Source organism: Antrihabitans spumae, from assembly GCF_043944905.1.
GTDB lineage: Bacteria > Actinomycetota > Actinomycetes > Mycobacteriales > Mycobacteriaceae > Antrihabitans > Antrihabitans spumae.
On the sequence record NZ_JBIMSN010000008.1, the window covers coordinates 87,729 to 101,281 of the forward strand.

A 13,553-nucleotide genomic window follows, 5' to 3' on the forward strand; every position below is an offset into this window, starting at 1 on the left:
GGAACGGGCTGATCGGTGGGCGGGGAGAACAGCGTCGCGACAGCCCAGAGTGGTGTGGAAGTGAGGTGGAGACAGTGCGAGACGAGCAGACCTTGGCCGTGGTCGGCGGCGGCGTGATCGGTCTGTCGATCGCCTGGCGAGCCGCCGAATCGGGCCGACAGGTCACGCTTTTCGACCCCGCGCCGGCCTCGGGAGCATCGTGGGTCGCCGGCGGCATGCTCGCGCCGCTGTCGGAGGGCTGGCCCGGCGAGACCGACGTCCTCGAGATCGGTGCGGCGTCGTTGGCACGCTGGCCAGAATTCGCCGCGCGGCTGGCAGCAGCGTCCGGGTCCCGTGGTGCGGACGTCTTCAGCGCAACGGGTTCGCTCACCGTCGCGCTCGATGCCGCCGATGCCCAAGACCTGCGGACCGTCGCCGAATGGGTCGGCGCGCAGGGCTACGAACTGGAACTACTCGACCGTGCCCAGGTGCGTGCACACGAACCGGCGCTTGCTCGTAGCGTGAGGCTCGGCCTGCTTGCCCCTGCCGAACTCGCCGTCGACAATCGGATCCTGCTCGCCGAATTACGACGCGCTGCCGCGGGCGCAGGGGTTCGCGTCGTCGAGCGTGAGGTCGTCGATCTCGACGATCTCGACGCCGACCAGATCGTCCTGGCAGCAGGAGAGCGGTCAGCGAGGCTGTGGCCCGGCCTGCCGGTACGCCCGGTCAAAGGCGAGATTTTGCGGCTACGAGCCAGGCCCGGTGTGACGCCTGCACCGACGCACGTCGTCCGTGCTCGGGTCCACGGTCGACCCGTCTATCTCGTGCCGCGCGGTGACGGCATCGTCCTCGGCGCGACGCAGTACGAGTCCGGTCACGACACAGCGGTGACTGTCGCAGGTGTACGTGACCTCCTCGCCGACGCGCAGGAGTTGATGCCAGGCATCGGCGAGTACGAGCTTGCCGAGTCGATCGCAGGACTGCGGCCGATGAGTCCGGACAACGTGCCGCTCATAGGCAGAGTCTCGGATCGGGTCGTCGTCGCATCCGGGCACGGCCGCAACGGCATTCTGTTGACCCCGATCACGGTCGACGCGGTGCTCGGTTTACTCGACGGAGTAGAACTGGTCGAAGCCAAGCAGGCCGACCCCGACAGATTTTCAGGAGCTTCCCGATGACGCAGGTACTGATCGGCATCACCGTCAACGGCAAGGAACACCTGCTGACCGAAGAGATGACGGTCCGGGAATTGCTCGACTATCTGAAGCTTCCCGACAAGGGCATCGCCCTCGCCGTCGACCGCGCTGTTTTCCCGAAGTCGCGCTGGAGCGAACAGGTCCGCAAGGGCTGGGAGATCGAAGTCCTGACGGCGGTGCAGGGTGGCTGATTCGGTTATGAGTCCGCTGGTAATCGCGGGTAGGTCGTTCGGGTCGCGGCTGATCATGGGTACCGGCGGCGCCGACAACCTTGCGGTACTAGAAGAAGCGCTTGTCGCATCCGGCACCGAGCTGACGACCGTCGCCATGCGCAGAGTCGACGCGGCAGGAGGCACGGGCGTCCTCGATCTGCTGAAGCGCTTGCAGATCGCGATGCTTCCCAACACCGCGGGTTGTCGCGGCGCAGCCGAGGCGGTACTGACCGCCCAGCTCGCGCGCGACGCGCTGGAGACCGACTGGGTCAAACTCGAGGTGATCGCCGACGAGCGGACGCTGCTCCCCGACGCCGTGGAACTGCTCGATGCGGCCGAGCAACTCGTCGACGACGGATTCACCGTGCTGCCGTACACGACGGACGACCCGATTCTCGCCCGTCGACTCGAAGAAGCAGGGTGCGCCGCGGTGATGCCGCTCGGGTCGCCGATCGGAACCGGTCTCGGTATCGCCAATCCACACAACATCGAGATGATCGTCGACGGTGCGGGAGTGCCGGTAATTCTCGATGCCGGTATCGGAACAGCGAGTGACGCGGCGCTTGCGATGGAACTCGGGTGCGATGCTGTGCTACTCGCCACAGCCGTCACGCGCGCGAAGAATCCACAACTTATGGCGACCGCGATGGCGGATGCCGTCAGAGCTGGACACGCCGCGCGTCATGCCGGTCGAATCCCCAAGCGGTTCTGGGCACAGGCGTCCTCGCCGAGTCTGTAGGACACTTGCGGGTCCGATCCTGCGATGTACCCTCGATGTAAGAAGGGGTACAACGTGAATTCAAGGCGTGCAACGGTTTTCCGAGTAGAAGACGATGGCCTGGACGCGGCTGCGTTCATAGCGGGTGTGCGGCGGGTCGTGCTCGCCAATGCGCAGTTCGATTCTGTGGTGACGGCAGCGATCGTCAGGCACATAGATTTTCTGTTGACCGCGAGTGAGGTCAACGATCGTGATCTGCGGCTGGAGGAGCGAGCGTCGCAGATCGAAGCGGCGCTGCGGAGTGTGCTGCCGCTCGAAGGCGACACAGCCTCGCCGAACACAGCGCAGTTCAAGACGTTCATGGCGAAGTCCAAGCCGAAAGACTGAGGGCGCTCCGCGCCTCGTGAGTCCTTTCGGAGGTCGGGCGCGCCGAAAGGACTCACGACCCGCCTCAGGGTGTCCTCATCCGAAAGGATGACGACAGTCGCGACCTGCGGTCGATGTGCAGGTGCTTACTCGTAAGCGATGCTTGTTCACATGATCGAAGTGAAGGGTTTGACCAAACACTACGGGCCGACTGTGGCCGTCGACGATCTGTCCTTCACGGTCCCCGCGGGCCAAGTGACAGGTTTCCTCGGGCCGAACGGCGCAGGTAAATCGACGACAATGCGCATGATCCTGGGCCTCGACAAGCCCACCTCCGGATCGGCGCTCATCAACGGCAAGCCGTACCACCAGCTTGCCCATCCGCTCCGCGAAGTCGGTGCGCTGCTCGACGCGCGGTGGGTGCACCCCAACCGCTCGGCGCGCGCCCATCTGCAGTGGATGGCGGCCTCCAACGGCATCGCCAAGTCCAGGGTCGACGAGGTTTTGCGCCTCGTCGGTCTCAGCGAGGTCGCAAGCAAGAACGCAGGCGGTTTCTCGCTCGGTATGTCGCAGCGACTCGGGCTGGCAGGCGCGCTCCTCGGCGACCCGCCCGTGCTGCTCTTCGACGAGCCGGTCAACGGCCTCGACCCCGAAGGCATCCTGTGGATCAGGCGATTCATGCAGCGGCTGGCCAGTGAGGGCCGCACGGTGCTCGTCTCCAGCCACCTGCTTTCGGAGATGTCGCAGACGGCGGAACAGCTCGTCGTCATCGGCCGTGGCCGGCTGATCTCGGACTCGACCGTGCAGGAGTTCATCGACAAATCGTCGGAGTCTGCAGTCCGAGTCCGCAGCCCGCAACTCGACGCCCTGCGCAGCCTGCTGATCGCACGTGGGCTCACCGTCCGTGAAGACGGCGAGTCGGAGCTGGGTCCGGCACTGCTCGTCGTCGGCGCGACTACCGACACGATCGGAGCGGCCGCAGGCGAGAACGGCGTCACGTTGTTCGAGCTCTCGGCGCAGCGTGGCTCGCTCGAAGAAGCATTTATGAAGCTCACCGGCGGCGATGTGCAGTACCACGCCGAAGGCATGGAAGAAGTGATGGGAGGTGCGCTCTGATGGGCGTATTGGCAGCAGAACGTATCAAGATCACTTCGACTCGATCACCATGGTGGTCGGCGGCCGTGATCATCGCACTCGGCCTCGGGCTGGCAGCGATCATGGGTTGGGTTGCCAACCAGGCGATCGCGAACCCCGAGGATTCGGAAGGCTTCCCCGGTCTCACACCCGCGACGGCAGCCACAGGCGTCACCGGTTTCGGCGTGTTGGTCCTGATGATCATGGCGGCGCTCGTCGTGACCAGCGAATATCGCTTCGGCACCATCCGGACGACGTTCCAGGCGATGCCGCACCGTGGCACGGTGATCGCTGCAAAGGCAGCGCTGATCGGTGCTTTCGGCGCAATCCTGACAACGGCCCTCACCTTCGGATCCATCGAGGTCGCAAAACTCGTGGCCAACTCCGACGCTCAGAAACCACTCGCCCTCTCGGGTGAGGAAGCGTGGCGCGGGGTCTACGGCGTACCGATCTATGCCTTCCTCTGTGTCGTTCTCGCTGTTGCGGTCGGCGCGCTCGTCAAGCAATCGGCCGCCGCGATCTCACTGGTTGTGCTGTGGCCGTTGCTGATCGAGAGCCTGTTCGGACTGTTCGGAAGCTTCGGCCGCGAGGTGCAGGCCTTCCTGCCGTTTGCCAACGCTCAGCACTTCATGAGTGGCGACACCGGCATCGAATTCCACTGGGGTCCGTGGGGCAGCCTGATCTACTTCACAGCCTTCGTCGCGGTCTTCTTCGCTGCAGCGATCGTCGTCGTGAACAACCGCGACGCCTAGCTTGTCGCTGAAAATCGAGCCAACCGAATGAGGGGTGCGACTCCTGTCGGGGGAGTCGCCTCACAGCACCTGATCCGAGCCGCTGCCCGGCGCGGTAAAGGTGACATGTCGGCCCGGTGTGGGATGTTCATCCGCACCGGGTTGATGTGTTTCTCGGTAGGGTGAGTAACGACCGGGAGGGGATTCGATGAGATCTGCAATACGGTGCGCGATTGCAGGATTGGCGGTTGTACTCGGGGTGGTGGCCTGTACGTCGAGCTCCGACGAGGAGCCGAAGCAGGGCGCGCAAGTCGCGAGCGCGGTGCAGATCGACGCGTTGATGGCCCACCTGGAGAATCTGGACCGCATCGCGAAGGACAACGACGGCAACCGCGCAGCGGGCAAGCCCGGATACGACGCGAGCGTCGCCTACGTCACAGACAAATTGAAGGAAAAGGGCTTCGAGGTCTCGACGCCCGAGTTCGAGATCAACACCTTCGATCTCAAATCCGAAAGCCTGACGGTAGGCGATCAGCAGGTGAAGGTCGCAACGTTCGGCTACTCGCCCGGTACGGACAAAGCTGGACTCGTGACGCGGGTCCTCGAGGTACCTGTCGACGACACACCCGGCTGCGAGGCCTCCGACTACGACAACCTCGATGTGACGGGCGCGATCGTGATCGTGCGACGTGGTATCTGCCCGTTCGCGGCCAAACAACAGATCGCGGCCGAGCGCGGAGCAGCGGCCCTGCTGGTCGCGTTCGTCGGCGAGCAGGTCGGCGGCGGCACGCTCGGCAGTCGTGATGTCGCGAAGATCCCGACCGCAGGTATCGGCGTCGGCGACGTCCCTGCACTCGTCGCACCCGGCGCGAACGTGAAGCTACTCATCGACGCCGATGCCACAACGTTCACGACTCGCAACATCATCGCGCAGACCAAGACGGGATCCGCAGACAACGTCGTCATGGTCGGTGCGCACCTCGACAGCGTCCCGGATGGGCCTGGTATCAACGACAACGGTTCGGGCTCGGCTGCAATTCTCGAGACGGCGCTGCAAATGGGCAGCGAGCCCGACGTGCAGAACGCCGTGCGGTTCGCCTGGTGGGGTGGCGAGGAACTCGGCCTGCTCGGTTCGACGGATTATGTGTCGAAGCTCAGCAGTGACGAACGCCTGAAGATCGCTCTTTATCTCAACTACGACATGATCGCCTCGCCGAACCCTGCCTACCTGACCTACGACGGCGACGACTCCGACAAGACCGGCGAACCTGCCGGGCCGGACGGGTCCGCGGCGATCGAGCGGATGCTGAACGCCTACCTGCTCAATCAGGGGATAACTCCGGAGGGCACCGACTTCGACGGCCGCTCCGACTACGGGCCGTTCATCGAGCACAAGATCCCGTCGGGCGGCATCTTCACCGGCGCAGAAGACAAGATGTCGGCCGACCAGGCGCAGAAGTGGGGTGGGGAGGCCGACGAGCCTTTCGACGCGAACTATCACGCGTCCGGCGATACGCTGGCAAACATCGATCGTGACGCTTTTGCCCGAAACGGTGCCGCCGTCGCGTACAGCGTCGAGACCTACGCGCAGTCCATCGACGGGCCCAACGGCGTACCAAGCAGAGCAGACCGTGAGGCGGCTCGAGGCGATGAGAAGTGAGAGGCTGCACGGCACAGAGCTGAGCTACGCTCGATCCGTGACAGACCGGCCCGACAGCACTCGCGACGAGCGGCCGGTCGAGTCCAACAAAGCTGGCTCCGGACGCAGCGATCGACGTAGGCCTGCGTTTGCCGAATGGTTACACGCAGCGAATCGTGGCACGCAGGTCATCGACGCCGTCCGTCGCGTTCGGGTGCTGCTGCCAGGCGACCCGGCGTTCGGTGACCCGCTTTCCACGTCCGGGCCCGGTAGCGCGCGAGCGGTCGCTCGGGCAGCAGAACGTTTCGCCGGCGACGAACCTCGCGCTGCACGCGAAATCGGTCTCGGTGCGCTTCAGGTTTGGCAGGCGGCGTTGGAACGTGTCGGCCGAGGCAAGGGCAGCCGAGAGGTGACGGTTGTGTTCACCGACCTGGTCGGTTTCTCCAGCTGGTCGCTCGGCGCAGGCGACGAAGCCACACTCGAACTGTTGCGCAAGGTTGCCAAGGCGATCGAGCCCCCGATCGTCGATCGTGGCGGTCACGTCGTCAAGCGGATGGGCGACGGCCTGATGGCAGTGTTTCCGTCCGCGGACAAGGCGATCCAAGCGGTCGTCGCTGCCAAGAAGAACCTCGCCGACGTCGAAGTGGCTGGATTGAGACCCGAGATGCGGGTCGGTATCCACACGGGTGCGCCGAAAGAGATCGGTGGCGACTGGCTCGGCGTCGACGTGACCATCGCCGCCCGAGTCATGGAAGCGGGTGGCAACGGCAACGTCATGATGTCTGCCGCGACGCTGCAGGCATTGCGCCCTGACACGCTGGAGGACCTCGGCTACACGGTCAAGCCGTACCGCCGCAGCTTCTTCGCAGGCCCGCTGCAGGGAGTGCCCGAGGATCTGCGGATCTTCACCCTCAAGCGCATCTGATCAGAGTTCGTTCGTACGCAGCCGCCACAGTGGAGAGGCAGGGCCGTGGCCCGCGCCGAGGTCGTAGGACGCTGCCAGGCACCGGGTGACCCAGTCCTTGCCGAACTCGACGGCGTCCGGGACCGAGTAGCCGTTCGCAAGCGCGCAGACGATCGCCGCGCCGAGAGTGTCGCCACCACCATGGTCGTTGCCCGTGTCGATCCGTGGGCTGGTGAACTCGAGGAACTTGTCTCCGTCGAACAGTAGGTCCGTGCTGGAGGTGGACGTCCGCAGATGCCCGCCTTTCACCAGCGACCACTTGGCACCGAGCGCGAACAATGCTTCGGCTGCCTGCCGTGCCGTTCGATCGTCGACGACGTCGATTCCGGTGATGAGCCGGACCTCGTCGAGATTCGGAGTCACCACCGTCGCGATCGGGATCAGGGTGTTCCGGACGGCATCGAGCGCTTCGGGATGCAGCAGCGGATCGCCGTGCATCGACGCACACACGGGGTCGACGAGTAGCGGGACCGGTTGGTCCTTACCGATGCCGACCTCGGTGCACACCGCAGCGACAGCTTCGATGATCGCGCTCGACGCGAGCATGCCGGTTTTCGCGGCGCCGATGCCGATGTCGCCGACCACCGAACGCACCTGTGCCGCAACGATGTCCGCCGGAATTTCGTGGAAACCGCTGACCCCGACCGAGTTCTGGACCGTCACGGCTGCGACCGCGACGCAGGCATGGACGCCGCACATCGCCATTGTCCGTGAATCCGCTTGAATGCCGGCGCCGCCACCGGAATCGGTTCCGGCGATGGTGAGCACTGGTACGGGAGTCGTGCCGTCGGGGGCGAGGGGTAACAGGTTCACGGTCGGGACACTACCGGCAGATAGACCCGGCCTCCCGCGTCCGTGAATTCAGCCGACTTCGCAGCCATTACAGCTTCGATCGCGTCGACGTCTGTCAGGCCGTTACGTTCGGCGTACTCACGGACGTCCGCGGAGATCCGCATCGAGCAGAACTTGGGACCGCACATCGAGCAGAAGTGTGCGGTCTTCGCAGGCTCGGCGGGCAATGTTTCGTCGTGGTATTCGCGCGCAGTGTCGGGGTCGAGCGACAGTGCGAACTGATCGCGCCAGCGAAATTCGAAGCGGGCCTTGGAGAGTGCGTCGTCACGTTCCTGTGCGCGCGGATGTTGTTTGGCGAGGTCGGCTGCGTGCGCAGCGATCTTGTAGGTGATGACGCCGACCTTCACGTCATCGCGATTGGGCAGGCCAAGGTGCTCCTTGGGCGTCACGTAGCAGAGCATGGCCGTGCCTGCTTGCGCGATGATTGCCGCCCCGATCGCAGAGGTGATGTGGTCGTATGCCGGCGCGATGTCGGTGGCGAGCGGACCGAGCGTATAGAAGGGAGCCTCTTCGCACAGCTCTTCCTCCAAGCGCACGTTCTCCACGATCTTGTGCATGGGGACATGACCCGGACCTTCGATCATTACTTGCACCCCATGTGATTTCGCGATCTTCGTGAGCTCTCCGAGAGTTCGCAGTTCCGCGAACTGGGCGGCGTCGTTGGCGTCTGCGATCGATCCGGGTCGGAGGCCGTCGCCGAGGGAGAACGTCACGTCGTACTCTCGCAAGATTCGGCACAGATCGTGGAAGTGGGTGTACAGGAACGATTCTCGATGGTGAGCAAGGCACCACGCGGCCATGATCGACCCGCCGCGGGAGACGATTCCCGTTACTCGCTTGGCAGTGAGAGGTATGTAGCGCAACAGCACGCCGGCATGAACCGTCATGTAGTCGACACCCTGCTCACATTGCTCGATCACAGTGTCGCGGTAGATCTCCCACGTGAGGGCAGCTGGATCGCCGTTGCATTTCTCGAGTGCTTGGTAGATCGGAACGGTGCCGACCGGCACGGGGGAGTTGCGCATGATCCATTCGCGGGTTTCGTGAATGTTCTTGCCGGTCGACAGGTCCATGATGGTGTCGGCGCCCCATCGGGTAGCCCACACCATCTTGTCCACTTCGTCGGAGATCGACGACGTGACAGCCGAGTTGCCGATGTTGGCATTGACCTTCACTGCGAAACGCTTGCCGATGATCATCGGTTCGCACTCGGGGTGGCGATGGTTCGCCGGTATCACCGCGCGTCCGGCAGCGACCTCGTCGCGTACCAGTTCTGGTGAAAGTCCCTCTCGCGCAGCGCAGAAGTGCATCTCATCGGTGATTGTGCCCGCGCGGGCCCAGCTGAGCTGCGTCGCGGCGCCGTCGATCGGTTCCGATTTCGTCCAATGGTTGCGCAGTTTCGGAAGCCCGGCAGTGACGTCGATGTCGACGTTCGTATCCGTGTATGGACCCGAGGTGTCGTAGAGATCGTGATGATCCCCGTTGGTCAGGTGGACGCGACGGATCGGGATTGCCAAGCCCGCGCTGTGTGCAACGTCGATGTAGACCTTGCTGCTGCCTTCGATCGGCCCCGTCGTGACAGAGCGATCGTTCGAGATAGAGGTGTCCCTCATAGCTTCTCCCTACGCCGGCATTATCCGGTCAGGTTCGTACGGTCGACGGCCCTAGCCGTCCTCTCAGCCCGCTGGTGCGAGCCCCCGTGGATGTGTAGTTGTCGCCGCGCGTTTCGGCCCGACGGTGTCGACCGTAACGCAGACGTTTCATCCAGTCGATGACAAGTCCCGCTCCGCACTGTTGAATAGTGGCGTGCATCACAGCGTCAACGTTGTCGCGGGTGGGGATCGATCGGCTCGACAAGTTGATGGTGGAGGCTTTACATGCTGTCGGATGCAATCACTACGGAAATCGTGGTCAACGCCGCGCAGAGCCGTTTCGAGCTGTGGCTCAATGGCGATTTGGTCGGCATCATGGGGTTCTACGAGAGCGAACTGACCAAGGGCGGGCGTGCGGGCAGACCGCTGATCGTGTCGTTTATGCACACCGTGATCACCGAGGATTTCGGCCATCGCGGTCTTGCCGGTGTGCTCGTTCGTGGCGCGCTCGATCATGCAAGGGTCTACGGCTGGAAGGTTCGTCCTGTGTGCACCTACGTCCAGCGGTTCGTTGCAGACAACCCGGAGTATCGCGAGGTTGCCGTTCCGCTCTGACCGAACGCCGAGTGCATAGAAATGCAGGCAGCTGACGGCGAATCTGCCTGCACAACTATGCGTTCGGAGACAGTGACAAGTAGCGATCGGCCGATGCTGATCGCGAGGCCGAGAGGGTCGCAGTCGGGTAGTCGCTTCGGGGTAGAGGATGGACCGGGTGACGACAATGTGACCGGCATACGCCAGAATCGGACAAATGGACCAGCAGGCTCTTGGGGAAGCAGCAGAGTTGTACTTGTCGCTCGGTCGGATAACCCGGGCATTGCGCCGATCCGGTGACGCCGGATCACTCAGTCCCGGAGTTGCTTCCGCGCTGGCAACGCTTACTCGAAGTGGGCCGGCCAGGCTCGGTGACCTCGCCGCTGCAGAACGGGTGACGCCACCGACGATGTCGCGGATCGTTACCGCGCTCGAGAAGTCCGGTTACGTTGTGCGACAGGCCGATCCCGACGACGGCCGCGCCTCGCTCCTGCAGGCGACCGACAGTGGCGAAGCGCTGGTCAACGGCTTGACGTCGTCCCGTATTCAGAACTTCGCAGTTGCTCTGGAGCGATTGGACAAGTCGCAGCGAGCGGCGCTGATGGCTGGGATGTCCGCACTCGAAGAGGCTCTCCTCGAGCCACTGGAACCCGCGCAATAGCTCAGCTGTTAGAAAACCCGGCTATTCGAATTCGACGACAACGGGTGCGTGATCGCTTGCCCCGGTGCCTTTGCGTTCCTCGCGGTCGATCAGCGCTGCCGTCGCTCGTGCTGCCAACGCGGGCGAGGCGAGCACGAAGTCGATCTTCATACCTTCCTTGCGAGGGAATCGCAGCCGCGTGTAATCCCAGTAGGTGAACACGCCGGGACCAGGCGCGTAGGGACGGACGACGTCACTGAAGCCGGTGGTCACGAAGGCGTCGAACGCCGCGCGTTCCTGCGGCGTCGTGTGGGTCTTGTCGGCGAAGTATTCGACGGACCAGACGTCGTCGTCGGTCGGCGCGATGTTCCAGTCGCCGACCAGTGCGATCTGAGCGGCAGGGTCGTCGGCGAGCCACTTCTCGGCGTTGTCGTGCAGGCGCGCAAGCCAATCGAGCTTGTACTCGAAGTGTGGATCGGTCACTGCCCGACCGTTGGGGACGTACAGGCTCCACACCCGGACACCACCGCAGGTCGCGGCGATTGCGCGCGAGTCGACGACCGGTTCGGCGAACAGGGTGTCGGCCGCGTCCCGATCGAAGCCGGGTTGGCCGTCGAACGCGATCTGGACGTCTTCTAGACCGACGCGTGACGCGATCGCAACGCCGTTCCACTGATTGATCCCGGCATGAGCGACCTCGTAGCCTGCCGCGTCGAATCGGTCATAGGGAAACTGGTCGTCGCGGCATTTGGTTTCCTGCAGCGCGAGGACGTCGATATCGGACCGGTCCAGCCAATCGACGACGCGATCCAGTCGAGAGCGAACGGAGTTGACGTTCCACGTAGCGAGTCTGAGCACTCAGGGATCTTGTCAGTTGCGACGCTCGGGCGCAGCAGCGATTCACGCTGCAGATCGGTCGGCGACGATCTGCAGGCCGAGTTCACGAAGTGCGGCGTCGTGGCTCGTTGCGGTTCCATCGTCGAGTCGACGCAACAGCGTCGACGACAGGTCGAGTAGGCAGTAGAGCAGATCTCGGGCATCGCCGACTTCGCCCTCGAGAACGTACTGCCGGGCAATCGATGCTGCTTCGGACGCGCCGCCTGGTCCGTAGGCAGCGGTGAGGACTGCCATCGCAGGTGCCATCGCGGGGTCGTACTCGGTGTGCATGTTCACGAGATCCTCTGGAGTTGCCCGGTAGTCAGTAGAACAACGCACCGGGTCCGGGGTGCGTGTCGACTACCTGTAGCTGAGCAAGGTGGTCTAACAGAATGTCGTCGGCGACGCGCCGATAGTTACTTGTCTGTGGCTCGCGGCACACCGACGCCAGTCCCGAGCCGAAACCTATTACTTGAAAACATAAAGTGCGCTTTAATATATCAACTACGGTAAACGGGAGGGGCAGTTATGACGACAGCAACGAGGCCTACGTGGGTCGACGACGGCGTGTTTCCGTTCGAGAGTCGTTTCGTCGACATCGACGGGAACACAGTGCACTACGTGGACGAAGGCTCGGGTCCGACGCTGCTGTTTCTCCACGGCAACCCGACGTGGTCGTTCGTGTATCGCGACGTGATCTCTTCCTTGCACAACGAGTTTCGCTGTGTGGCAGTCGACTATCCCGGGTACGGGCTGTCGACGCCCGCCCCTGGCTACCGGCAGCTGCCCGAAGACCACAGCCGGGTGATCGCAGCATTCGTCGACGCCCTCGCGTTGAGCGATGTCACGCTCGTTGTTCACGACTGGGGTGGTCCCATCGGCCTCGCCGCCGTCGAGCAGCGGCCCGGAGCCTTCACCGGGCTGGTTCTGGCCAACACCTGGGCGTGGCCGATCGGAGCAATCCAGGTAGAAATTGCCAGTCGCGTGCTTGGCGGACCGCTCGGACGTCTGCTGACCAGCCAGTTCAATCTGTTCGTCAACGCGATGATCCCGGCCGGTCACAAATTGCGGAAACTAAGCGACGACGAGATGAACCACTACCGAAACGCCCTCGGCGGCAACAAGCGCCGCGAAGCGTCGGCCATTCTGCCCCGGCAGATCACGGCCGGTCGGGCGTTCCTCGCCGACGTGGAGGCGGGGCTTGCCGACCTTGCCTCTCTTCCGACGCTCATCGTGTGGGGCGACGGCGATATCGCATTCGGATCCAAAGAGCTACGGCGTTGGCAGCAATTGTTTCCCGATCACCGAACCGAAATCATCGAAGGCGCAGGCCACTTCGTGCAGTCCGACGCGCCGGAGCGGTTCGCGGGGGCGATACGCGAATGGCTCACAGTCGACCGCTGAAAGCGGACGACTGAAAGCTGACCACTGAAAGCTGACCGCTGAAAGTCGACCGCTTGATGCCCGCAGCGTCAGCCGACCCGCCCGGCGGCTGCTTCGGCTAGTTCGATGGCTGCCCTTTCCTTCTCGTTGTCGGCCAGATCGACCTGAATCCAGACTTTGTACATGGTGCCGCCCTGCAGCCAGTAGGCCGCCTGATCGAGGGCTCCGATGAACGAGTCGGATCCCAGGTTCGGAGCGGGACGAGTCGGGTCGCCGTAAAGCGTCTTCTCCGTTTCGAATTCGTCGGCGGTCTTCGCTTCGGTCTCGACATCGACGATCGGCGTCGGATCGTTCGCACTCGGCTGCCAACGGCACTCGGTCTTACGAACGACGCTCGAGTAGGTCGGCTCATCGCCGGTGGCTGCCGCAATCTCCGCCGCCGTCAGCAGGGCGCACGGACCTTCGGTGGACAACGCTCCCGCCGCTGACGTGGCGTCCGGAAACGTGAGCCTTTCGGGTGCCGCAGTCGCCGGGCTCGACGTCGCTGTGACGCTTTCGGCAACAACGAACTCGGTCTCGGTCACCGCAGCCGACCCCGAGTCGTCCGAGCTGCAGGCCGAAACTGCCAGCGCTGCAATGCATGTGATCCCGAGTGTGATCCGCGAAATCTGCATGTC

General features: G+C 63.7%; 16 protein-coding genes and 1 riboswitch. Of the genes, 11 read left to right on the forward strand and 5 right to left on the reverse strand.

The features are described 5' to 3' along the window. Positions 1-74 precede the first annotated feature (74 nt). The 8 genes from thiO to ACHIRB_RS02270 all read left to right on the forward strand — a co-directional run bounded on the left by thiO (position 75) and on the right by ACHIRB_RS02270 (position 6,900). Positions 75-1,157 carry a glycine oxidase ThiO gene (gene thiO / locus ACHIRB_RS02235; RefSeq protein WP_395123940.1) on the forward strand — a complete coding sequence of 361 codons (1,083 nt, stop codon included), beginning with the start codon at positions 75-77 and terminating at the stop codon, positions 1,155-1,157. Then, the gene (thiS, locus tag ACHIRB_RS02240; RefSeq protein WP_199704338.1) at positions 1,154-1,366 is read left to right on the forward strand and encodes a sulfur carrier protein ThiS; all 213 of its coding nucleotides are present in this window, start codon (positions 1,154-1,156) and stop codon (positions 1,364-1,366) included. The genes thiO and thiS overlap by 4 nt, the downstream gene beginning before the upstream one ends. Before the next feature lie 7 nt (positions 1,367-1,373). Continuing rightward, positions 1,374-2,126: a thiazole synthase gene (gene thiG, locus ACHIRB_RS02245; protein ID WP_199704580.1), complete on the forward strand. Its 753-nt coding sequence runs from the start codon at positions 1,374-1,376 to the stop codon at positions 2,124-2,126. A 54-nt stretch (positions 2,127-2,180) separates the two neighbouring features. Continuing rightward, the gene (locus ACHIRB_RS02250; protein ID WP_199704339.1) at positions 2,181-2,492 is read left to right on the forward strand and encodes a trafficking protein particle complex subunit; all 312 of its coding nucleotides are present in this window, start codon (positions 2,181-2,183) and stop codon (positions 2,490-2,492) included. 150 nt (positions 2,493-2,642) lie between these two features. Further along, a complete protein-coding gene (locus ACHIRB_RS02255) occupies positions 2,643-3,587 on the forward strand; it encodes an ABC transporter ATP-binding protein (protein ID WP_395113884.1) in 945 nt (314 codons plus the stop codon). Then, positions 3,587-4,357, forward strand: a complete 771-nt coding sequence (locus ACHIRB_RS02260) for an ABC transporter permease (protein ID WP_395113883.1) — start codon at positions 3,587-3,589, stop codon at positions 4,355-4,357. The genes ACHIRB_RS02255 and ACHIRB_RS02260 overlap by 1 nt, the downstream gene beginning before the upstream one ends. A gap of 187 nt (positions 4,358-4,544) precedes the next feature. Next, entirely contained in the window at positions 4,545-5,996 is a 1,452-nt protein-coding gene (locus tag ACHIRB_RS02265; RefSeq protein WP_395123892.1) for a M28 family metallopeptidase, read from the forward strand. A gap of 37 nt (positions 5,997-6,033) precedes the next feature. Continuing rightward, positions 6,034-6,900, forward strand: coding sequence for an adenylate/guanylate cyclase domain-containing protein (locus ACHIRB_RS02270; RefSeq protein ID WP_372433154.1), 867 nt, complete (start codon positions 6,034-6,036; stop codon positions 6,898-6,900). Here ACHIRB_RS02270 and thiD read toward each other — a convergent pair whose 3' ends face one another. Further along, positions 6,901-7,752, reverse strand: coding sequence for a bifunctional hydroxymethylpyrimidine kinase/phosphomethylpyrimidine kinase (gene thiD / locus ACHIRB_RS02275; RefSeq protein WP_395123891.1), 852 nt, complete (start codon positions 7,750-7,752; stop codon positions 6,901-6,903). Beyond that, complete coding sequence (gene thiC / locus ACHIRB_RS02280; RefSeq protein WP_395123890.1) at positions 7,749-9,404, reverse strand: phosphomethylpyrimidine synthase ThiC; 1,656 nt, start codon at positions 9,402-9,404, stop codon at positions 7,749-7,751. Before thiC ends, thiD begins: the two co-directional genes overlap by 4 nt. Continuing rightward, positions 9,395-9,502, reverse strand: a riboswitch (TPP riboswitch). (Overlaps the previous gene by 10 nt.) 166 nt (positions 9,503-9,668) lie before the next feature. On the opposite strand from thiC, the gene ACHIRB_RS02285 reads away from it, so the two are divergent. Together ACHIRB_RS02285 and ACHIRB_RS02290 are read left to right on the forward strand one after the other, a co-directional pair. Then, on the forward strand, positions 9,669-9,998 hold the full coding sequence (locus ACHIRB_RS02285; protein ID WP_395113878.1) for a GNAT family N-acetyltransferase: 330 nt from the start codon (positions 9,669-9,671) through the stop codon (positions 9,996-9,998). Positions 9,999-10,194: 196 nt separating this feature from the next. Continuing rightward, positions 10,195-10,638, forward strand: a complete 444-nt coding sequence (locus ACHIRB_RS02290) for a MarR family winged helix-turn-helix transcriptional regulator (RefSeq protein ID WP_395113876.1) — start codon at positions 10,195-10,197, stop codon at positions 10,636-10,638. Positions 10,639-10,659: 21 nt separating this feature from the next. Here ACHIRB_RS02290 and ACHIRB_RS02295 read toward each other — a convergent pair whose 3' ends face one another. Together ACHIRB_RS02295 and ACHIRB_RS02300 are read right to left on the reverse strand one after the other, a co-directional pair. Further along, positions 10,660-11,475, reverse strand: coding sequence for an exodeoxyribonuclease III (locus ACHIRB_RS02295; protein WP_395113875.1), 816 nt, complete (start codon positions 11,473-11,475; stop codon positions 10,660-10,662). A 42-nt stretch (positions 11,476-11,517) separates the two neighbouring features. Beyond that, complete coding sequence (locus ACHIRB_RS02300; protein ID WP_395113874.1) at positions 11,518-11,784, reverse strand: hypothetical protein; 267 nt, start codon at positions 11,782-11,784, stop codon at positions 11,518-11,520. 237 nt (positions 11,785-12,021) lie between these two features. On the opposite strand from ACHIRB_RS02300, the gene ACHIRB_RS02305 reads away from it, so the two are divergent. Beyond that, on the forward strand, positions 12,022-12,897 hold the full coding sequence (locus ACHIRB_RS02305) for an alpha/beta fold hydrolase (protein ID WP_395123889.1): 876 nt from the start codon (positions 12,022-12,024) through the stop codon (positions 12,895-12,897). Positions 12,898-12,965: 68 nt separating this feature from the next. Here the strand turns inward: ACHIRB_RS02305 and ACHIRB_RS02310 are convergent, their stop codons facing one another. After that, positions 12,966-13,550, reverse strand: a complete 585-nt coding sequence (locus tag ACHIRB_RS02310) for a DUF3558 family protein (protein WP_395123888.1) — start codon at positions 13,548-13,550, stop codon at positions 12,966-12,968. Between the last annotated feature and the right edge of the window lie 3 nt (positions 13,551-13,553).

Excerpts from the sequence above, each read along its gene's own strand:
- thiS (WP_199704338.1), top strand. The coding sequence starts at position 1,154 with ATGACGCAGGTACTGATCGGCATCACCGTCAACGGCAAGGAACACCTG.
- thiG (WP_199704580.1), top strand. The coding sequence starts at position 1,374 with ATGAGTCCGCTGGTAATCGCGGGTAGGTCGTTCGGGTCGCGGCTGATC.
- ACHIRB_RS02255 (WP_395113884.1), top strand. The coding sequence starts at position 2,643 with ATGATCGAAGTGAAGGGTTTGACCAAACACTACGGGCCGACTGTGGCC.
- ACHIRB_RS02260 (WP_395113883.1), top strand. The coding sequence starts at position 3,587 with ATGGGCGTATTGGCAGCAGAACGTATCAAGATCACTTCGACTCGATCA.
- ACHIRB_RS02265 (WP_395123892.1), top strand. The coding sequence starts at position 4,545 with ATGAGATCTGCAATACGGTGCGCGATTGCAGGATTGGCGGTTGTACTC.
- thiC (WP_395123890.1), bottom strand. The coding sequence starts at position 9,404 with ATGAGGGACACCTCTATCTCGAACGATCGCTCTGTCACGACGGGGCCG.
- ACHIRB_RS02285 (WP_395113878.1), top strand. The coding sequence starts at position 9,669 with ATGCTGTCGGATGCAATCACTACGGAAATCGTGGTCAACGCCGCGCAG.
- ACHIRB_RS02290 (WP_395113876.1), top strand. The coding sequence starts at position 10,195 with ATGGACCAGCAGGCTCTTGGGGAAGCAGCAGAGTTGTACTTGTCGCTC.
- ACHIRB_RS02300 (WP_395113874.1), bottom strand. The coding sequence starts at position 11,784 with ATGCACACCGAGTACGACCCCGCGATGGCACCTGCGATGGCAGTCCTC.
- ACHIRB_RS02305 (WP_395123889.1), top strand. The coding sequence starts at position 12,022 with ATGACGACAGCAACGAGGCCTACGTGGGTCGACGACGGCGTGTTTCCG.
- ACHIRB_RS02310 (WP_395123888.1), bottom strand. The coding sequence starts at position 13,550 with ATGCAGATTTCGCGGATCACACTCGGGATCACATGCATTGCAGCGCTG.